Source organism: Gilvimarinus chinensis DSM 19667 (genome assembly GCF_000377745.1).
In the GTDB taxonomy this organism is placed as follows: domain Bacteria; phylum Pseudomonadota; class Gammaproteobacteria; order Pseudomonadales; family Cellvibrionaceae; genus Gilvimarinus; species Gilvimarinus chinensis.
Genome location: NZ_KB898707.1, coordinates 623,337 through 644,541, shown reverse-complemented (window position 1 = coordinate 644,541; position 21,205 = coordinate 623,337). Strand labels below are relative to the sequence as shown.

Sequence of the window (21,205 nt, the reverse complement as noted above, 5' to 3'; positions counted from 1 at the left end):
GGCCCGGCACTCATCCACCACAGTATTCCTATGACCGAAAAAAACCAAACCGTTATCGTCGGCATGTCCGGCGGCGTCGACTCGTCTGTTTCCGCGCTTTTGCTTATGCAGCAAGGCTACAACGTGGAAGGCCTGTTTATGAAAAACTGGGAAGAAGACGACGGCACCGAATACTGCACAGCCAAAGAGGACCTGGCCGACGCCCAGAAAGTGTGCGACAAACTGGGCATTAAACTGCATACCGCTAATTTTGCGGCGGAGTATTGGGATAATGTATTCGAGCACTTTCTGGCCGAATACAAAGCGGGGCGCACCCCTAACCCGGACATTCTCTGCAACCGGGAAATCAAGTTTAAGGTATTTTTAGAGTACGCCGAAATGCTTGGTGCCGACTTAATTGCCACCGGTCACTATGTCCGCCGTCAGGATCGCGAAAATCACACGTATCTGTTGCGCGGGTTGGACAACAACAAGGACCAAAGCTATTTTTTACACGCGGTGTCAGAAGCGGAATTTAACAAAACGCTGTTTCCCGTCGGCGAGCTCGAAAAGCCCGAGGTTCGCGCCATTGCCGAGGAGCACGGATTAATCACCCACAACAAAAAAGACAGTACCGGTATTTGTTTTATCGGCGAGCGCCGTTTTAAAGATTTTCTACAACAGTACTTACCCGCTCAACCAGGTGACATCGAAGATCAAACCGGTCGAGTCATTGGTCAGCACAGCGGCTTGATGTACCACACTATAGGCCAGCGCCAAGGCCTTGGCATCGGCGGAGTAAAAGATGCCAGCGACGAGCCCTGGTTTGTCGTGGGTAAAGATTTACAACGCAATGTACTGCTGGCCGCCCAGGGCACAGAAAACCCTTTGCTGTACACTAATTATCTGCAGGCCACAGACGCCCACTGGATAAATCCAGCGCCCACCACCAGCATCTTAAACGTGACGGCGAAAACCCGTTACCGTCAACCCGATCAAGCGTGCCGGGTTGAAATTAACGGTGACAAGCTCAAGGTCTGGTTTAAAGAGCCGCAACGTGCCGTAACCCCTGGACAATCGGTGGTTTTTTATCAAGGCGATATTTGCATGGGCGGCGCAGTGATTGAATTCAGCGATAATCGCTAACACGCAGGAAATATTGATTTGACACGCACGAAAAACTGGCGAGATATCACCCTCGCCGCAGCGGGCATTATGCAAGCCACCACGCTGGTGGATCAGCTGGCGCGAACAGGTTTTACCCCTTCGGACGCTTACCGCTGCAGCATCAACAGCCTGTTTCAACTCAACCCGGTCGATACGCTCAGTGTTTACGGCGGTTCGGTGGACGATATGCGCTTAGGACTCGAAGCCTTGCGCGACCTGCTGACATCCAGCCGCCAACTGCAAAACAACACCGTGCGCTACAGCGCTGGGGTACTGCACCTGCAGCGGCGATTAAGTAAACGGCGCGATATGCTTGGTGTGATTGCCAGCCGCCTCGAGCAGGCCTCTGCGCAGGCCGAGCATTTCGACACGACCCACGACAACGTGATTGCCAACATCGCTGACATTTACAGCGCCACGCTCAGCCAATTTCGCTTTCGTATTCAAGTGGCCGGCGACCCGAACTTCCTGCAACAGCAGCGCGTCGCCAGTCAGGTTCGCGCTTTGCTGTTAGCGGCTATTCGCTCTGCCACATTATGGCGCCAGCTGGGCGGCTCGCGCCTGCAAATTATTATGCAGCGCAAAAAACTCCTCGGCGAAACCGAAGCGTTACTGCGGCAAATTCGCCCCTGAGAATCCGCCTGAAAACTGACCTTTTTTGGGGTATCATAGCGCCCCATTAATTTTTTGATATTTCAACCCACTGAACCCTGTGAGATCGCCATGGAATTATCCCCCCTGAGCGCTGTATCCCCCGTTGACGGCCGATACGGCAGCAAAACCTCTGCACTGCGCAGCATATTCAGCGAATTCGGTCTGATTCATTGCCGAGTAGAAGTCGAAGTGCGCTGGCTGCAGCAGCTCAGCCGCCTGGAGGGCGTAAGCGAAGTTGCGCCGTTTAGCGAAGCGACTCACAAGCAACTAGACGCCATCATCGCCGACTTTAGCGAAGCCGATGCACAGGCCGTAAAAGACATTGAACGCACCACCAATCACGATGTTAAAGCGGTTGAGTACTTTCTGAAGAAGAAGTTCGCAGGCAATAGCGAGCTTGAAGCGGTATTGGAATTCGTCCACTTTGCCTGCACCAGTGAAGACATCAACAACCTGTCTCACGGCTTAATGCTCAAGCGTGGCCGCGACGTTCTGCTGCAAGAAGCGCGCAGCATCAGCGATGCCATTGCCAAGTTAGCTCACGATTACGCAAATGACCCGATGTTGTCGCGCACTCACGGCCAAACCGCCAGCCCCACTACTGTTGGTAAAGAACTGGCCAACGTGGTTGCGCGCCTGCGCCGCCAACTGGTTCAAATTGAAGCCGTTGAATTGCTGGGCAAAATCAACGGTGCGGTAGGTAACTACAACGCACATTTGTCGGCCTACCCAGACGTAGATTGGCAGGCCAATGCCGAAGCGTTTGTCACCGCACTGGGTTTAACCTGGAACCCCTACACCACCCAAATTGAGCCCCACGATTACATCGCCGAGCTGTTCGATGCCATCGCACGCTACAACACCATTATCATCGACTTTGATCGCGATATTTGGGGCTATATCTCGCTGGGTTACTTCAAGCAAAAAACCATCGCTGGGGAGGTGGGCTCATCCACCATGCCTCACAAAGTAAATCCTATCGATTTTGAAAACTCAGAGGGCAACCTCGGTATCGGCAACGCCGTTTTCTCCCATTTGGCGCAAAAGCTCCCAATTTCACGCTGGCAGCGCGACCTGACCGACTCTACTGTGCTTCGCAACATGGGCGTTGGCTTCGGCTATAGCCTGATTGCCTATGCTTCTACGCTAAAGGGTATTGGCAAGCTGGAAATCAACCGCGCGCGTCTGGCCGAAGACCTGGATAACGCCTGGGAAGTACTGGCCGAACCAATTCAAACCATTATGCGCCGCTACGACGTTGCAGAGCCTTACGAAAAGCTGAAAGCGCTGACTCGTGGGCAAGCGATTACTCGCGAGGTGTTAGCAGAGTTTGTCGAAACCTTAGACATTCCCGAGCATGCAAAACAAACCATTCGTGAATTAACCCCCGCCAACTATATTGGCAACGCCGAAGCTCAGGCGCGCAACATTTGACTCAAGGGGAGCCTGGCTCCCCTTTCTTTTGCTTATGTATACATCACCTCTGAATCAATTAGGGCCGCTGACGGTCGCAGAATTTTTACGCAGCTACTGGCAACAGCGGGCCGTTTATTTACCACAAGTCCTTCCTGACTTCACCTCTCCGCTCACCGCCGAAGAGCTTGCCGGTTTAGCGCTAGAGGAAGACATTGAATCGCGTCTGATCACTCATACGGCTGCGGCGCCCTGGCAGCTTGAGAACGGACCATTTGACGAAGAGCGTTTTCATTCTCTGCCAGAATCAGATTGGACATTGCTGGTGCAGGCTGTCGACCAGCTGGTTCCCGAGGTTCACGCACTGCTACAACAGTTTCGATTTCTTCCCAGTTGGCGACTGGATGACGTCATGGTGAGTTATGCTCCCACGGGGGGAAGCGTTGGCCCCCACTTCGATTACTATGATGTGTTTTTATTGCAAGGCGCAGGCACACGTGAATGGAAAATCGGGCAAGCCTGCGATAGCTTTAGCGACACCCTGGACGGAACGCCGTTAAAAATCCTCAAAAATTTTGAGCCACAGCAAACCTTCATTTGTAAACCGGGTGACATTCTCTATATTCCACCCGGAGTCGCCCACTGGGGCACAGCGCAGGATAATGAGTGCATCACCTACTCGATTGGTTTTCGCGCACCCAGCGTCGCCGACATTTTGTGTGACTTTAGCCAAGAAGTGGCAAGCACTTTAACCAACGACCAACGCTACCGTGATAGCCAGAGCGAAAACTTTTTCAAACCCGGCGAAATTTCAACAGCCACGGTGCAGCATTTACGGGACATCATTAACGAGCAACTGACCGATGAAAGCCTGGCTCGTTGGTTCGGCCGCTATATGAGCCAGCCCAAATACCCAGAGCAACAGCACATAGAACACACAGGCGATGCATCCCCTCTCAGTAATAACGACTTAGTAGAGCTGCTGGCGCAAGACCCGGTGGTTTATCAAGCTCAAGACGCACGATTCAGCTATCACCAGAATTCACAAAGCTGCTATTTGTTTGTTAACGGTGAAGAATTCACCTGCCCGCCAACGCTGGCCGAAACGCTTTGCAACCAGACAAGCTTTCAACTGACGGCCTTAGATGCAGCCGGGGACAACAATCAACGTGAATTGCTTTGCCACCTGCTGGATCAAGGGTGGCTAGAATTGGATGAAGATTAATAGCCGTAACATTCGTTGCTGCAACCTTAACTGGTCGACCCATAACCGCGAGTTAAGTGAACTGCGCACCGAAGTCTTTATTGTGGAACAAAAGGTGCCCGTTGCCGACGAGTGGGATGGGCGCGACGACCAAGCGTGGCACTTTGGAGTGTTCGCAGACTACAGCCCCGCCCCTGGCGAGCGTTTAACGCAAAACCTTGTAGGCTGTGCCCGCGTCATTCACGATGTATGGCGTGAACAACAAGCACTTCATATTGGTCGCGTGGCAATACGCAAAGATTATCGCAGCCAAGGCCTGGGGAGCGCATTACTCAAGCACATTATTTCCTGGGCAAAGCCCTCTTTACCCCTGTTTTTACACGCTCAAACCAACGCGATTGAGTTTTATCGACAATTTGACTTTGAAATACAGGGCGAGATTTTTTTGGATGCCGGAATTCCACACCAAAGCATGCTTTACAATCGCACAAAACCAGTTGAGGAGTGCGTATGAGCCCAACAGACACTCAGAACCAACACCCACCGCAACCACTGGAATCTCTTGAAGATTTTATTGCCAGCACCCATACGCTCATTCAACACGCGCGGCGCTCGTTGACTATTCTCAGTCACCAGCTGGATCCCCTCGTCTACGACCGTGATGATACCGTTGCGCTGATCAGCGGGTTTTGCAGACAATCACGCGACATGCAAGTGCGCATTCTTGTACGTGACAGCCAAGCGTTAGCGGAACGCGGTCACAAGCTCGCCAAACTCCATCAACGTCTGCCCAGTAAAGTCCAGTTACGTAAACTCACCTTGCAGCCCGACAACAATCAAATGGGCTTTGTGATGGCCGACACTGGCCTTTTGCTGTTTAAGAACGACGACGCCTATCACCATGGCTTTGTTAACCACAGAGCCTTTGCTGAAGTCAGAAAATTAAGCGAAGAATTCAATCGAATTTGGGAGCACGGCGATAGCGAGCCGAGCCTTCGTATACTGCACATATAAAGTGCGGCGCAACAACAGATTGCACTATTTCTCGTACTTAGTGCCTTGCGAGTGTAAAAATTGGCTTCATAGTGCGGTTTGACGCACTTTTTTCTTGCTGCGTGCGTTTATATCCTTTATATATAGGCTTATTCGCCACCGGCGCAATCTTGCAAGCAAGTTTGCCGGCTTAATACCGAGCGAATAGGTACTAAAGCCTGTTTACACCATTCACACATTAAAAGGAAAGAACTATGGCTGCCAGAAAAGCTACCGCAAAGAAAGCGCCTGCTAAAAAAGCTGCCCCCAAGAAAGCCGCTCCTAAAGCTGCTGCACCGGCCAAAAAAATCACCGCGATTCGTGAGCGTTACAACAAAACGCAAATTTTGAATCAAATCGCCGAAAACACCGAGCTGAGCAAAAAACAAGTTCAAGCGGTACTGGACGAGCTGTCTGATGTGATTGAAGGCCATATCAAAAAGCGCGCCTGTGGCGAGTTTGTATTGCCCGGCCTGCTGAAAATTCAAACCGTGAAAAAACCGGCCACCAAAGCCCGTAAAGGCATCAACCCTTTCACCGGCGAAGAAACCATGTTCAAAGCCAAACCAGCAACCACTACGGTTAAGCTGCGTCCGCTGAAGAAGTTAAAAGAAATGGCGCTGTAAAACAGAGCGACATAAAAAAGCCCCGCACAGCGGGGCTTTTTTGTTTTCAGAGAGAAATTAGCAGTCAATTTTTGGGGCTGGCGCCGATACCGAGCGAATATCCGCTCCTTCCGTCAATACGGTAAAACCCTCTCCGGCCAGCGCATTGGCCAGCTTTTCAACCCGCGAGCGCAATACTTCAGGCTCATACTCTTTTGCTGCCTGCTTACCCCACACCGGGCCCGGCCAGGCTAAGTCATCTTTATAGCGCGCAATATGATGGAGATGCAGTTGCGCCACCTGATTACCTAAAGTGGCAATATTCATCTTGTCAGCGTCAAAGATACTGTCCATGACCTCGGCCAGGCGACTGGACTCGCGAATCAACTGCTGCTGGTCCTCGTCGGACAGGTGATACAACTCGTACGTGTTCTCCCTCTCGGGCACCAAAATACACCAGGGGTAATTGGCATCGCGCGACAACAGTAACAGTGACAGGCTAAAACGCCCCACCACGAAGGTATCGTCACGCAATCTCTGATCCAGTGAAAACATAATCGGCTCCCGTAAACGGTCGTTGAGATCTGTACCCGGGCGGTGAAGCTGCGTAGAATACCGGCAACTGGTTTAAAGCCCCGCACCGAGCGACTTTAGACTCCAGAATACACTACCTATTGATTATAGTAAGTAAGAATCCGACTATGCGCTCCAGCCGTTTTTTGACCGCCACTTTAAAAGAAACTCCCGCCGATGCAGAGGTTATCAGCCATCAGCTGATGCTGCGTGCCGGCATGATCCGCAAACTCGCCTCAGGCCTTTACACCTGGCTGCCACTAGGCCTGCGCGTACTGCGCAAAGTCGAGCGCATCGTCCGGGAAGAAATGGACAGCTCAGGCGCTCAAGAAGTACTTATGCCAGTAGTCCAGCCCGCCGAGCTGTGGCAAGACTCTGGTCGTTGGGAGCAGTATGGCCCGGAACTCTTGCGTATTAATGATCGCCATCAGCGTGACTTTTGCCTTGGCCCAACCCACGAAGAAGTAATTACTGATTTGGCCCGTAATGAGCTATCCAGTTACAAGCAACTGCCGGCGAACTTTTACCAGATTCAAACCAAGTTCCGCGATGAAATTCGCCCCCGTTTTGGCGTGATGCGTTCGCGCGAATTCATCATGAAGGACGCTTACTCTTTCCACAGCTCACAGGAATGCCTGCAACAGACCTACGATGTCATGCATCAAACCTACTGCAACATTTTTGATCGCATTGGTCTCGCTTATCGCCCGGTACTGGCGGACACAGGCTCCATCGGCGGCGCATTTTCTCACGAGTTCCACGTCTTGGCTGAAAGCGGTGAAGACGCTATCGCCTTCAGCGATGGCTCAGATTACGCGGCCAACATTGAAAAAGCCGAAGCCCTGCCCCCGCAGCAAGCCCGCCCGGCGCCCAGTGCCGAGTTGCAAGAGGTGGCCACTCCAGGCAAGCACAGTATCGACGAGGTTGCCGAGTTTTTAGCGCTAAGCCCGGCGCAAACGTTAAAAACACTGGTGGTGTTAGGCGAAACCGGCGAGGAAGGTTCAGAGGCACCACTGGTGGCGCTGGTGCTGCGTGGTGACCACGAGCTGAACGATATCAAAGCCGAAAAACTGGCGGGTATTGCCTCGCCTTTAACCTTTGCACCAGAGGAACGCATCCGCGCTGAACTGGGAGTAAGCCCTGGCTCTATTGGACCTGTAAACTTGTCTATTCGTACCATTGCTGACCACAGTGCCCTGGCAGTGGCAGATTTTGCCTGCGGCGCCAACAAAGACGACTACCACTTAACCGGAGTTAACTGGGTGCGCGACCTTGCCGAAGCCGAGGCCGCCGATATCCGCAATATAGTCGCAGGCGATCCTAGCCCATGCGGCAAAGGCCATTTGGAAATTAAGCGCGGCATTGAAGTTGGGCATATTTTTCAGCTGGGCAACAAGTATTCCGAAGCCATGGGCGCCAAAGTCTTGGATGAAAATGGCAAAGAACAGACGATGATTATGGGCTGCTATGGGATCGGCGTAACCCGTGTGGTGGCATCGGCCATTGAACAGAATTACGACGAAAACGGCATTATCTGGCCCGATAGTATTGCCCCCTTCCAGGTGGCCATTGTACCCATCAATATGCACAAGTCTGAGCGCGTGGCCGAGTTGTGCGAGACCTTGTATCAGCAATTAAGCGATGCTGGCGTCGACGTTTTGTTTATGGATGAAAAAAATGCTCGCCTGGGTGTGTTACTGGCTAATACCGATTTGATGGGCATCCCCCATCGCGTTGTGATTGGTGAGCGCGGCCTGGAAGCAGGCACGGTTGAATACAAAGGCCGTCGCGATAGCGAGAAGCAGGATGTCAGCGTTGACGATTTGCAACCTCTTTTACGTGAAAAGCTGGGCCTGTAAAACACTTGCTGGGGTTATTGGGGCACTTATTATCAGTGCCCTGCCCGCCTCTGCCTGGAGTCAGGCGAATCAGATTGTAGCGCCCGTAGAAGCGATCGACACCGAGCTTCGCAACCTTCTTATAAACCACATCGAACAAGCCAGCAGCTTTACCGACCGCTTTGACGCCCAAGCCTGGCTGATGTTAATGGATGGGCGGCTTGCCAAATACGTTAAAAATCCAGACGAGCGCCTCACGCTCCTGCGTGCGGTACACCGCGAAGCCACCGCCGCCGGCGTAAAGCCCGAGTTAGTATTGGCGGTAATAGAAATAGAAAGCCATTTTGATCGGTTTGCCATTTCCCCTGTGGGTGCGCTGGGTATTATGCAAGTGATGCCGTTTTGGAAAAATGAAATCGGACGACCGGACGACAACCTGATCGACCTGAACACCAACCTGCGCTACGGTTGTATTATTCTTAAACACTACCTTGATGTAGCCGATGGCCGCTTAGCCGAAGCGCTGGCGCGCTACAACGGCAGTTACGGCAGCTACCGCTACTCAGCAAAAGTCATGGATGCCTGGGATAACTGGCGCTGAGGCGCTGCGAACAGACTCGACAATAACGATAATTCAACCAACGCCATGCCGATATTAACCTCTCGCACACTTTTCCTGCTCATGTTTTTCAATTCAATTGTCGCCAGTTCGTTTTGCTGGGCAAATGAGCAGGCACCTATAGCGACCTTTGACTTTCAAGACCACAATTGGCTTGCGCAGTGGAACCCTCCATGGCACTCGCGTATTCATACCACCGAAATCGTCCACACTCCAAACGCACCCGGCCACTCCAAGTCTCTGCTTATTCACCACCCTAGCGGTGCTGTAGGCCCGGGCGAAGGAGGTATACAGTTACCGATCGTGTTTGCCGATCTAGACTTGCTACAACCTTCCTATCGTGAATTAACCTTGGATTACTGCCTGCAGTTCAAGGAAGGGTTTGATTTCGTCAAAGGCGGAAAGCTGCCAGGCTTGATGGGCGCCAATAAATCATGGACTCGCTCGGGAGGCAATCAGCCAAACGGTCGCAATGGCTGGACATTGCGCTATATGTGGCGCGAAGAAGGTCGCGCTGTGGTTTACGCCTATTTACCGCCTTCACCTAACGGTCGTTACGGGGCGACAAAATGGGGGCAGAATATCGAATTGGGTAAATCATTTATTCCGGGCCAATGGCACTGCCTAAAGCAACGCGTCATTTTAAACGACATAGGCCAAGAGAACGGTGAGCTGCACATCTGGTTTGACGGTGACAAAGTATTAAGCCGCAACGACGTCAGCTATCGATTGCAAGATTCTCCCGCAGGCTTTATCGGCGGCATTTTCATCTCGACATTTCACGGTGGCAATACACCTGACTGGGCGCCTGCGCAAGACTCCTACCTGTTACTGAACGATTTGCGCATTTTCTCTGTACCTTAGAAGAAAAACAAAAAAGCGCGGGCTTTGGCTTTCGCATCTGATTCACCCGAACTCAGCCCAGATAAATAACGTCCAGTATCAAAACGAATCGCAGCTCGCTGCCATAAAATTTTATACTCGCAACTCAAACCAAAACATCAACGCTTTAAAAAACAAACCCCGGCACAAAATGCCAGGGTTTGTTTTTTAACATATACCGCCCAACGGCGGCTTTAAGCGAAGGTTATTCGTCGTTACAGGTCACCATTGCGCTGGTTGCCTTGTGCTTTTCAACCCGCACATCGGCAAAACTCAAGTCAAGCTCGCCGCTGGTTACAAAGCTGAATGGACGCAGCACTTGGGTGATATATTCTTCCTGCGGCTGAGTTAAACCAAAGTTGGCTCCGGCAGTCGGAAAGCAACTCAGATCGATGGTTACCGTCTGCCAACCTTTACCCACCAAGTACTCGGTAAAGCCTTCGGTCACATCCATATCAGAGGCACAGTAAGAGCCGCAACCCAAACGCAAGTAAGTGGTTTCAGTGGGCGCTTTATCGACTTTAATATCGAAGATCAGCGCCGCATTGTCTTTGATGTATCCGCTCCAGTCCTGGCGCTCATCCACAAACAACGCTACCAAACCTTCGCCTTTACCGTTCCAGACAACCCGGCGGGCATCTTCCTGCTCGTTGCGGTCAATGGCTGTCACCGACACCGTGGACGTTGCTACCGACTTAGCGTTCATCACCACGCGGTCGTTTTCAGCCCCAACAATTTCGATATTCCACGGATCAATAGGCCGACGATTGAACAGCGTCAGTACATCCGAAGTCTCAACTTCTTTTAATCCGTCTTCTGACAGCTCATCGCCAAGGGTGTCGTTATCGCCGTAAGTTAACCCAAAACCATAGGCAAAGAGTGGGTCATACTCGCTATCGCCTACATTCAATGGCACTTGGCTTGGGTCTTTAGGCCAAGAGAACGACAACTTACCGCTCATGTCGTAATTAATCTGACCGGCATTGTCACGGAAGATAACATCGGCGATACCGTTGCCTTCAGTGCCCGGTTGCCATACCACAACAAAAGCGTCGGAAGCATTCAGCTCGCGGTTCATCCATAATGGACGGCCGGTAATAAACAGTGACACCACGGGAATGTTTTGCTCGCGCAACGACTGCAACAACTCGAGGTCTTTGGTCGAACCGCGCTTGTAGGCAAGGTTAGAAATATCACCCTGCATTTCGGCGTACGGGTCTTCACCGTACACCACCAGCGCCACATCTGGCTTCGCTTCAAAGGAGCCATCTTCGCTCAGTTGAACGCTGCCGCCACCGGCCTCCACCGCTTGTTTGATACCCGCGTAAATTGATGTGGCACCCGGGAAATCAGCGTTGGTGTTGCCTGTCCCCTGCCAAGTAACCGACCAGCCACCGGCTTGCTTGCCAATATTATCGGCGCCGTCACCGGCTACCAGCACATTTAAGTCACGAGACAAAGGCAGTAAATTGTCTGAGTTTTTCAGCATCACCAATGATTCGCGGACCGCTTGCCGGGCAATCTCCCGGTGCTCGGGTGCGCCCAGCAGCTCTTTTTTGCCCGCCAAGGCACGTGCTGATGGCTTCGGTGCTTCGAACAATCCGGCGCGCAGTTTTACTCGCAAAATACGACTAACAGCGTCGTCGATACGACTCATCGAGATATCGCCGTCTTTTACGTTTTGAATGGTATTGGCGTACAGCTCTTTCCAGTCCGGATCCGGCGCCATAAAAATATCCAGCCCGGCATTTACCGACGCAGGACAATTGGTCGCGGTACAACCTTTCACAAAACTGTGGCCACTCCAATCGCCGACCACCAAGCCATCAAAACCCATGCGGTCTTTCAGCACATCGGTCAGCAGGTATTTGTGGCCGTGCATTCGGATGCCATCCCAGCGGGTGAATGACGCCATCACCACCTGTACACCGGCTTCAATAGCGGTGAAGTAACCAGCCCCGTGGATATCGCGTAAATGCGCTTCATCGCCAGTGGTATCGCCGCGGTCAATACCGTCTTTAGTGCCGCCATCGCCGATGTAGTGTTTGGCGGTGGCAATAATGTGCCCCTCACCCATGAAGTCGTCGGTGCCAGGCTCCCCTTGCAGGCCACGCACCATTTCACCGGCATAGGCACCGACAATGTCAGGGCCTTCTGACCAGGATTCATACGTTCTGCCCCAGCGCTCGTTGCGCGCTACTGCAACGGTTGGCGAAAAGTCCCAGTCGATGCCAGTCACGGCCAGCTCGCGCGCTGTCGCCCAGCCAATTTGTTCCAGCAGCTCAGGGTTATTAGCCGCACCTAAGGCAATATTGTGAGGAAACAAAGTCGCCCCCACCACGTTGCCCACACCGTGCACAGCATCAGTGCCCCACATAATCGGGATGCCTAACCGTCCGCCGCTTTTGTCCACGGATGCCTCGTAATAAGCATCGGCCAACTCCAGCCAGTCTTCGACAGAGGCGTACTTATCGGCGTTCGGGTAAGAACCGCCGCCATTCAACACCGAGCCGATGTGGTATTCCCGTACATCGTCGGCGGTAAGATGGCGAATTTCTGGCTGAATCATCTGTCCCACTTTCTCTTCCAACGTCATCTGGGACAAAATTTCTTCAATACGAGACTCAATTGCCGGGTCTTTACCAACCTCGCTTTGAAGCTCTGGCCAGATGCTCGCATCGCCCTTGCCAGGCGCTTGCGCAGTGTCTGTTTGAGAGTCAGTGTCGGTGGACTGGCAGGCGGTAAGCGCAGCCAGCACAGCGCCTGTAAGAGCAAGGCGCGTAAGAGACTTCATTGCCATAACGGCTCCTGTCATTTTTTTACTGTAAAGGATGGGTCGCGGGGTAATCTAGCAGGTGTTTCAGGGCCAAGCGCCCCACCTCCTGCAAGGCACAAAAGTGGACACACCACCGCTGCTTTTTTGACCTGTCGGGCTCAGCCAACAAGTCTTTATGTGGCTCTAACCGAACAATTATAGCAATAGCCAGAAAGGCTGTTTGAGGGCTTTGCGTTTCTTAATGTGAACGATAAACACGTGCAACAAAGCTGGGATGGCAAGACATTCAACAGGAGAATCGGCATCAGGATGGAAGACGTCGACCGTGCTGACCGAACGCAAAGAGTTGCCGATATATAACCAGCCAAATAGACGCGGCCCCGGCCAAACCCGAACCTCACATTTGCGCTGCAGGGTTACGGTGAAGGTGTGCCGCTGCGCTTTATCGATAGTTTCAAGCCCCGTGGCTCGGTGACGGTAAAACCATGGGCTGCCCCTTATTCAACCACCCGCTATTAAACTCGCTGTGGCGCTTGTCTTATAGCCTACCCCTGCGCGCTGCAATACTGCTGCACAAAGCTTTTGTGTGTGGGGAGTGACGCGACAGATTTTGCAATCCCACCTTGCAGGCTTTGCAAAAACTGCCGCAGTTGCTCTGTCTGCATCGCCTTTGCCATGGGATGATAATGGCTGGGCAACAAACCCTGCCCCAACATCACCTGCACCCAGGAATCCACTCGAAACAATTCACTATCGCCCTGGTAAGCCTGGGCGTGATCGCGAAACAACGCGATGCGTTGCGCTAAGCTTTCTGGCACTGACATATCGCGGCAATAGCGCCAAAAAGCCGTGTCCTCGCGCTGGGTAACGTGGTAATGCAAGATGATAAAATCACGAATACCCTCTAACTCTGCGTCTGCCAACTGATTAAAGCGCGCGGTCAGCGGCTCGCTGACTCCATCGAAGGGGAATAACTGCAGTAACCGCGTCACTCCAATCATGACCAGATGAATACTGGTGGATTCCAACGGCTCGACAAAGCCGCTGGACAAGCCAAACGCGATACAGTTTTTATTCCATGCTTTTTTTCGTCGGCCTGTCTGATAGTGAATCAAACGGGGATCATTCAGCGGCTTGCCGTCCAAGCCCTGCAGCAACTCTGCCTCCGCTTGCGCATCGCTCAAGTAATCGCTGGCGTACACCAAGCCATTACCCACCCGATTTTGCAGGGGTATTTGCCATTGCCATCCAGCGCTGCGAGCAATAGAACGCGTATAAGGGACGCAGCCGTGACTTTCGGTTTGCACCGCCAGCGCCCTATTACAGGGCAACCAATGACTCCAGTCTTCAAAGCCGGTTTGTAAGGTTTGTTCGATTAACAGGCCTCGAAAGCCGGTGCAGTCGATAAACAAATCGCCGTCTATCGTACGACCATCGTCAAGGTGAAGGGCCGTAATCCATCCGCTATCTGGGTCTTGGGCGACGCGATCTATTTTTCCCTCGGTTCGGGTCACACCGGCAGCTTCGCTGATACGCCGTAAAAACCCCGCATACAAACCGGCATCCAGATGATAGGCGTAATTTAATCCACCCGCGCCTTTTGACAAGGCAAACTTATCGGCCAGCGCTGCTTGCAATTCGAGGCAGTAATCACCGAATTCACCCCCAAAGCCCAACTCACGAGCTCGTAGCCAAAAGTGATGAAAGTCCGCCACCCAGGTATCTTTGCCCGTTTCGCCGAACGAATGCAGGTATTTCTGCCCCAGCGCTTCCCAGTTTTCAAAACTGATGCCCAATTTAAAGGTCGCGTTACTGGCGCGCATAAACTCCTGTTCATCAATGCGCAACAGGCGGTGGAAGGTCGGCATAGTGGGAATAGACGCCTCGCCCACACCCACGGTGGCAATCTCATCGGACTCCACCAATTGGATATCGATCATATCACCCAGTTGTCTTGATAACGCCGCCGCGGTTACCCACCCAGCGGTGCCACCTCCGGCGATTACGACTTTTCTTACCGCTGCGCGCAATGTTATCTCCTCACCGATTTAAACGGTTTATCAACCAGGTCCGAAGCTGCCGCGCCTGTACATCATCCAACGGGGCCAGTTCGCCCCAGGCGTGTTCAGGTATGTGTTCCCGGCTGGTGTTCGCATCGCCGAACACGTAGTAATCAAACACCTTGCGCCATGCTTCACGCTCGTGCTCGGGCCTGTCCCGCAGGCTCAGTAACGCGTGCTTTAGCACGTTCATGGGCGTACCCATATAGGCGGGTGATGTGTTCCACCAGTAATTAATCATGGCGTTAAAGCGATCCAGGCCCTCGACTTGGTGCCACCACATACTGGGGTAAAAAAGACCATCGCCCGGCTCAAGATCCGCCACTTGCGCGACCTCCAGTGCCTGGGCAAAGCGAGGAAAGCGATCCAAATCCGGATTGGAAAAGTCCACTAAGCTGATAGCCTGCCCACCCGGTGTCGGCTCAAGCGGGCCCGGATACAAATTGGCGATCTGATCAGGCGGGAACAACGTAAAACGGCGTTTTCCCGCAACACAACACGCTATGTTATTGGGCGCATCGTAATGAGCCGCGACCACCGATGGGTTTCCCAGCCAAATACTGGCAAGCGGCGGGTTTTGCTCAAACATGGGGTGGGTGAAAACCAGATCGTTGTCAGCGCGAAATCCGGGCAGACAAGCGTCAATGGAGGTGGAGCCGACATAGCGTGACGGGGGTTCGTCGTCGTACAAGTGCGCTTGAATGTCGTCCAGCATCTCCGTCAGAGGCACTCGACGGCGCTCAAAGTTCAAGTCCGTCATCGACTCGTTATAACCGTAGCGTCCTTTAAGCTCGGGCCCGGCCCAATAGGAGCCCACCGTGCGACCATTGTAAAAAGAGGCCAGATACGTCATGGCGCTTTCGTGGGACTGTAAAGCAGCCTGCACCATGGTCCAATGACTGACCAAGCCGCGCAAAATAACAGGCTCTTGCGCGGCCATCAGTGCATCAAAATCCAAAGTGTTGGGTGTAATACCCTCAACCACTTTTACTGACTTATCGGCTGTTTGCATAAATCTCTGGCGACCTTTCGCGTTTTAATTTCGGCAAAATCGCTATGAATTCGCCCGAAAAAGCAGATAGGTGTGCAACTACGCGTGTGCAGCGGCGATTTTTTTGCGTTTCAGCTCAATCAGGGTTTTGATGTTTGTCAGAGACGCCTTAATCAAAAACGCCCCCTCAAGAAACCCGGCCCTGTTCAACTTGGCCAAAGTCTCACCATCCAGTTGCGCCAGTTTTTCATCGCTGATGGTGTAAAAATTATTGAAGTTATACTGCTCTTCATCATGAATTTTTATTTGCAGGTTAACCGGCTCTATCAGTTCCAGCTCGGCCAGTGCCGCGTACATTGCTTTGCCATAGCCAAGCCCGTCGTGAATACCTTTAAGTACGGTCACCATGCGCTCTAAATACGGAGAATTACCACCATGTTCAAGAAATACCGGCTCGCCCTCTGCTTCGTTGACCCGAGGGTCGTCCAGATTAACGTGTATCACCGGCTCTTTACGCAGCTCGCCGTCTATTTCCTGCTCCTGAAAGCCAATTAAAAATGGGCCTCGTGCAATAATGCCCGGCACATAACTGGCATTCCACTGCCCATCTTGCAAAAACAAGTTTTCGTCCGTAAACCCCAACAAGGCTACCGCCTGAAACTCCCCGGTTTTACTGTCTTTTTGCAACAGTATGGGATAGTTGCGCTGAATATCCGCAAACTCTGTAGGGAAGGTTAAAACCGCGCTTTGATTGTCGCCGAACTCGGCGCTGTAACGAGTATCGACTTTTAGATGCTGGTGCTTGACGTTATTGAGCAGTGCGTGATTAGCCATTGCAAAATCCACTTGGTTACATTGTTATTGTTGAAACGTTTTGTTAAAAACCAGACTTATTGGTTTTTGGCTCTTTGTGCCGACATTTAACCACAGTCGCCTAGGGCCTGTTAACACCCTTTATGCAGGCTAGATCTCGCCGCATTTATTACGCGCATAAAAAAGGCCGCTGACAAGCAGCGGCCCAAACCCGTGCTTTGACAACTGGGTTGTCAAACGGGAGTTATACCCTGATCAATTAAAAGGTATAACGAGCTCCAAGCTGGTAGCGAGGACCCAGCTCTTCCAGATACCAAGGCATATTTTCGGTACGTGCATGGTGACGAACGTTTTCGCCATTGAGGTTGATACCCTCAAAGAACACATTGAAGTTGTCGGTAATGTCGTAACCAATGTTTAAATCAATTTGCGAGTAGGCTTCAACATAAACCGGGTTAGAGGAACCACCACGGCCAGTTTCGTTGAGGAACTTGTCGCGCCAGTTGTACGCCAAACGCACATCAAAGCCATAGTTCTCGTACATGGCCACCAGGTTTGCCGAATCGCTTAAGCCCAAGAGTGCAAACTGGGTTTCAGTAATGGGAGCGGCATTATCAAATTTCAGGTCGCCGCGCACCAAGGTGTAGTTAGCCTGAACACCAAAACCCGTTTCACCAAAGAAATGCTGCAGCGCGAACTCCGCACCGTAGATATTCGCATCGTTTTGGTTGACGGGCTTATCGGTCAGGTAAGTGGTCGGCTCATCCGAATCGTTCGGAATCATGTTGTAACCGCTTTCGATATCAACATAAAAGTCCGGATCGGTAAGACCGGTAGACGGATCGTACTGATAGTCAGCCGCCCCATTCGGGAAATCTTGAGGGTTGCTCAGAATAACCGTCATCGCGTAAAGCGAATCATTGTTCACCGCAGCGCCCAAATCCTGCAGCGCAGCCAATGCCGCCTGTGCACGTGCGCCGCTGGTTACGTTGCGCATACCGAAAAACTCTTGCTCAACTTTTTCGATACCGACAAAGTTTTTCACCCGCTTGTCAAACACACCCACCGACGCGTAGCTACTGTCGGCGTAATACCATTCCACCGAAATATCAACGTTATCAGACTCCAGAGGTTTCAGCTCGGGGTTATTCGATGTTGCCTGAGGCACCGCGCCAAGCAACGTTGAACCACCGTCCATTCCAAAGCCGCCAGAGGAAGCTGCCAGGTTGCCGTAACCGGCACGAGCGATAGTTTTACTGTAAGAAATACGGCCCACTATATCGTCGGTAAAGTTGATGTTAAAGTCGACGCTTGGCAACAGGTGATCGTAGCTGGCATCCACTGTTACTGGCATGATTTCATCGGTTTGCTGCAAGGTGAAGTCGTTATTACCGTTCCACTCAAAATACTGCGGCACACGCATTTGGCTGGATGAGGTTACATCAGTGTCTTCATAGCGTAAGCCCACTAACAAGTTGGTGCTCATATCGCCCAAAGTGCCAGAAGTTTCAAACTCCACGTACAGCGCATTGATATCTTCTTCAATGGTGTTGTTCGTGGTGAACAACGGCTCGATCATATACTGATAACTGGGATCACCCGTCGAGTTTGCGTATTGGTTGATCATTGTTTCAGCTAAGCCGGGAATATCCGTTGAGCGGAAACCAACAATCTCAGCGACGTCGTAATCGTCAAATTGGCAGGTCAGACAAAACTCTTCCATAAAGCCATCGGGAATTTCACCTGGGTTATTAACCCCCCAGTTCCCCAAAGTCATTTGACGGTTAGAGTTTTGTTGAGTCATTGACACCGAACGGCTATCAACACCAAAGCTGATACGGCCATCGTCAAAATCGAAGGTACCTTCTAATTGAATCTGATCAACATCGGTTGTTTGACCGGCATACCAGATACGAGCGATTTGGGTACCCAAGTCTTCCGCATCGAACACACCGTTGTTGTTACCGCGTGAATCATTAATTGTGTAACTGGCCGAAGGTAAATCGCCGCTGTAATCAACGGTCTGGCTTGCTCCGACAGGGCCTGCCACGGCCAAAGCAATCTCACCAGCACCACCGGCAGGACCAGTAGGCAAGCTTTCCAAAGTAGAATCGTGCGCATCCAGGGTCAGACTAAACGAATCCGTCACCTGCCAATCAACATTGACACCAAACGAATCCAGAGTGTTGGTCTGCTCGCGCCACTGCTGCTCAAAGCCCATGTCTTTCGAGTTGAGTAAGCCTTCAGAGTAAATAACGGGAGCAGCGACTAAACCATCGTCAAACACTACGCGCTCAACATTCCCGCCGTTGTTATACCAGAAGGTTTGCTCGTGACGGTTTTCCTGCAGATAGTTTTCGGCGTAGGTGTAGTCACCGGTAACAGTCAAGGTGTCCATGGGACGGAACTGCAAGGTTAACTGAGCGTTGGTGCGCTCACGATGACGATCAGAGAAGCTGTAACGGATGTCGTTAGGGCGCGTGTACATTTGGCCATCTTCTGGTGCGTTTTCAACCACGCCGCCAGGAGCCATAGAGTACATTGAATCACCTTCACCCCAGGTGCGAATGTTCCACTCGTTTGAGGCAAAGCCGGCCGAGGCAGAATCGCGCTCTTGATAGCTAGCGCTTAATGCCACCCCAAACATTTCATTGTCGTCCGTCCAACTGACAAGGCCAGACAATTCGGGAGTTACATCATCCCCATGAACATTAGTGGTATCGTGAACGGCTTTTGCACCAACAGTGGCGTTAAGGCCGGGGTTGTCCAACGGGCGACGGGTTTTAATATCAATAGTACCGCCAATGCCGCCCGAGCTGATGCTGGCGCGGCCGGTTTTATACACATCGACACCACCGACACTTTCGGAGGCCAGGTTTGAAAAATCAAACGCACGCGAGCCACCACCCAAGGTATTACCGGCGCCACTGCCACCACCAAAGGCCGTACCACCAGGCATTTGGCGACCGTTTAACAGCACCATATTATTGTCACTGCCAAAACCGCGAATAGTCACTTCCGCGCCTTCGCCGTTGCGGCGGTCAATGGACACACCGGTAATACGCTGCAGAGATTCAGCAAGGTTGGAGTCGGGGAATTTACCGATATCTTCAGCAGAAATGGCATCAACCACACCCGCGGAATCACGCTTTACGTCCATCGCGCGATCCAGTGATGCACGAATACCTGTGACCACAACCTCTTCCAGCATGCCGCTGTCTTGTGCCAGGGTCGGCATAGCAAAGCCCGAGATAGCGCAAGAAGCCACCGCCGAAGCGATCAACTTACGTTTGAAGTTGGATTTATTGATATACATGAGCTCTCCTTTTGTAGACTTGGCATTATTTTTAGCTTTATACCCGGGCCAACCTTGAGCGTGGGTGGCGCCCAGGCAAATCCCGCTTTCAGTTAGCGCTGAAAACAAGATGTCCGTCGTCTTTCAGGTAATCGCAGCCGTGCGTATATTCTTATCGGCTTTAAGAGATACACCCCAAAGACAAATCTTTTAGTCCCTACGACTTTATCCTTGTAGTCATATTGACACTTTGTCTGAGTCTACGTCAACCCAAAATGCATAGCAAGTACAAATTTGCGATAAGGCTTGAAAAGAAAAAACAAGAAACCCGAAAAATCATTAGGCTAACGGTAACGTTTTAGGTGTGAGGAAATGCTGTAAATAAGCAGTATTGAAACGCCCGCCCATGCCAGGCGCGCAAAAAATAGATGGGGTGGAGTTCGCTATTTTGACACGCAGTACACCTACAGGAACGCTTGGCGGGGAGGCAACTGCCTTACAAGTTCTTGCACGGATTGACGCACCTTGGCCATCTGCACGACAAACTCGGCTTCCGGCATAATAGCTGCTGTCGGCTAATAATAATGTGCCCCCCCCCTGCCCCAACATTACCTGACTCCAGGAATTCACGGTAAACCACCCATCGCTATCCCATTAAATTCGCCCTGAATCGCGGTAAATATACAGTCTGATTGGCAAAGGCTCGGCACACCCATCGCCCGGCAGTAACGCCCAAATCACTGTATTGCGCTGAGTTTGTTTGTAATACAACTGCACAAAAAGGCGTACCGAAGCGAGCTCTTTATCCGTTTCCCCATTGTATTCAGCTACGCCCTGCGCACAGATTACGGCTAACGACCTGTATTTTTATGTCAAAGCGCTTAACACCGAGAGAGTCGCTCACGAGACGATAATGCTGTGTGCATAAGCCGGCGTCCAAATGGCATGCAAAACCAAGTCGGAGATTTTTGGTAATAGCAAAATTACCAACCAAACTCTCACGCGACCAAAAGCGCTGGAATTACCCTGCCCCAAATTTACACCCCATTTCACCAAAAGAGTGAAAATAGCAATCTCCCAACGCACTCAGTTCTCGAACTCTATACCTAACTTAAAAGTGGCCTTGGTTTCGCGCATAAACTCCTGCTCGGACAACTGCAGAAGCAAATGGAGGTTTGCATGGTGGGAATGGTCGCCTCACCCACACCCACAGTGGCAATGTCTTCCGACTCAACCAACACCACATCCAAGTAATGTCCCAACTGAGACGCCAAAGCACAAGCGGTCATCCACCCGGCCGTACC

At 51.8% G+C, this 21,205-nt stretch carries 16 protein-coding genes and 1 pseudogene; 10 read left to right on the top strand and 7 right to left on the bottom strand.

Annotated features, from left to right (window positions below):
- Positions 1–30 precede the first annotated feature (30 nt).
- The 7 genes from mnmA (at position 31) to D568_RS0108820 (ending at position 6,075) form a co-directional block, all read left to right on the top strand.
- Complete coding sequence (gene mnmA / locus D568_RS0108850) at positions 31–1,125, top strand: tRNA 2-thiouridine(34) synthase MnmA (RefSeq protein WP_020209236.1); 1,095 nt, start codon at positions 31–33, stop codon at positions 1,123–1,125.
- 18 nt (positions 1,126–1,143) lie between these two features.
- Positions 1,144–1,779, top strand: a complete 636-nt coding sequence (gene hflD / locus D568_RS0108845) for a high frequency lysogenization protein HflD (RefSeq protein ID WP_020209235.1) — start codon at positions 1,144–1,146, stop codon at positions 1,777–1,779.
- A 90-nt stretch (positions 1,780–1,869) separates the two neighbouring features.
- Positions 1,870–3,234, top strand: coding sequence for an adenylosuccinate lyase (gene purB / locus D568_RS0108840; protein ID WP_020209234.1), 1,365 nt, complete (start codon positions 1,870–1,872; stop codon positions 3,232–3,234).
- Between the two features lie 34 nt (positions 3,235–3,268).
- On the top strand, positions 3,269–4,438 hold the full coding sequence (locus tag D568_RS0108835) for a cupin domain-containing protein (protein ID WP_020209233.1): 1,170 nt from the start codon (positions 3,269–3,271) through the stop codon (positions 4,436–4,438).
- Complete coding sequence (locus D568_RS19795; protein ID WP_020209232.1) at positions 4,428–4,931, top strand: GNAT family N-acetyltransferase; 504 nt, start codon at positions 4,428–4,430, stop codon at positions 4,929–4,931. Before D568_RS0108835 ends, D568_RS19795 begins: the two co-directional genes overlap by 11 nt.
- Positions 4,928–5,431, top strand: a complete 504-nt coding sequence (locus tag D568_RS0108825; protein ID WP_020209231.1) for a DUF7931 domain-containing protein — start codon at positions 4,928–4,930, stop codon at positions 5,429–5,431. Before D568_RS19795 ends, D568_RS0108825 begins: the two co-directional genes overlap by 4 nt.
- 233 nt (positions 5,432–5,664) lie before the next feature.
- Complete coding sequence (locus D568_RS0108820; RefSeq protein ID WP_020209230.1) at positions 5,665–6,075, top strand: HU family DNA-binding protein; 411 nt, start codon at positions 5,665–5,667, stop codon at positions 6,073–6,075.
- A gap of 57 nt (positions 6,076–6,132) precedes the next feature.
- Here D568_RS0108820 and D568_RS0108815 read toward each other — a convergent pair whose 3' ends face one another.
- A complete protein-coding gene (locus D568_RS0108815) occupies positions 6,133–6,609 on the bottom strand; it encodes an HIT domain-containing protein (RefSeq protein ID WP_020209229.1) in 477 nt (158 codons plus the stop codon).
- A 146-nt stretch (positions 6,610–6,755) separates the two neighbouring features.
- Between D568_RS0108815 and D568_RS0108810 the strand changes: the two genes are divergently transcribed.
- From D568_RS0108810 to D568_RS0108800, 3 genes are all read left to right on the top strand, one after another.
- Positions 6,756–8,486, top strand: coding sequence for a proline--tRNA ligase (locus tag D568_RS0108810; RefSeq protein ID WP_020209228.1), 1,731 nt, complete (start codon positions 6,756–6,758; stop codon positions 8,484–8,486).
- Complete coding sequence (locus D568_RS0108805) at positions 8,434–9,066, top strand: lytic transglycosylase domain-containing protein (protein WP_083915337.1); 633 nt, start codon at positions 8,434–8,436, stop codon at positions 9,064–9,066. The genes D568_RS0108810 and D568_RS0108805 overlap by 53 nt, the downstream gene beginning before the upstream one ends.
- An 81-nt stretch (positions 9,067–9,147) precedes the next feature.
- Complete coding sequence (locus D568_RS0108800) at positions 9,148–9,948, top strand: polysaccharide lyase (protein WP_020209226.1); 801 nt, start codon at positions 9,148–9,150, stop codon at positions 9,946–9,948.
- Between the two features lie 223 nt (positions 9,949–10,171).
- Here the strand turns inward: D568_RS0108800 and D568_RS0108795 are convergent, their stop codons facing one another.
- The 6 genes and pseudogenes from D568_RS0108795 to D568_RS21415 all read right to left on the bottom strand — a co-directional run bounded on the left by D568_RS0108795 (position 10,172) and on the right by D568_RS21415 (position 21,190).
- Positions 10,172–12,766 carry a glycoside hydrolase family 3 protein gene (locus tag D568_RS0108795; RefSeq protein WP_020209225.1) on the bottom strand — a complete coding sequence of 865 codons (2,595 nt, stop codon included), beginning with the start codon at positions 12,764–12,766 and terminating at the stop codon, positions 10,172–10,174.
- Positions 12,767–13,287: 521 nt separating this feature from the next.
- Complete coding sequence (locus D568_RS0108790) at positions 13,288–14,772, bottom strand: tryptophan halogenase family protein (RefSeq protein ID WP_020209224.1); 1,485 nt, start codon at positions 14,770–14,772, stop codon at positions 13,288–13,290.
- 10 nt (positions 14,773–14,782) lie between these two features.
- Positions 14,783–15,814: a cupin-like domain-containing protein gene (locus tag D568_RS0108785; protein ID WP_020209223.1), complete on the bottom strand. Its 1,032-nt coding sequence runs from the start codon at positions 15,812–15,814 to the stop codon at positions 14,783–14,785.
- 78 nt (positions 15,815–15,892) lie between these two features.
- Positions 15,893–16,627, bottom strand: coding sequence for a SapC family protein (locus D568_RS0108780; protein WP_020209222.1), 735 nt, complete (start codon positions 16,625–16,627; stop codon positions 15,893–15,895).
- A 238-nt stretch (positions 16,628–16,865) separates the two neighbouring features.
- Positions 16,866–19,922, bottom strand: coding sequence for a TonB-dependent receptor (locus tag D568_RS0108775; protein ID WP_020209221.1), 3,057 nt, complete (start codon positions 19,920–19,922; stop codon positions 16,866–16,868).
- A 1,065-nt stretch (positions 19,923–20,987) separates the two neighbouring features.
- A pseudogene (locus D568_RS21415) lies at positions 20,988–21,190 on the bottom strand (tryptophan 7-halogenase).
- Between the last annotated feature and the right edge of the window lie 15 nt (positions 21,191–21,205).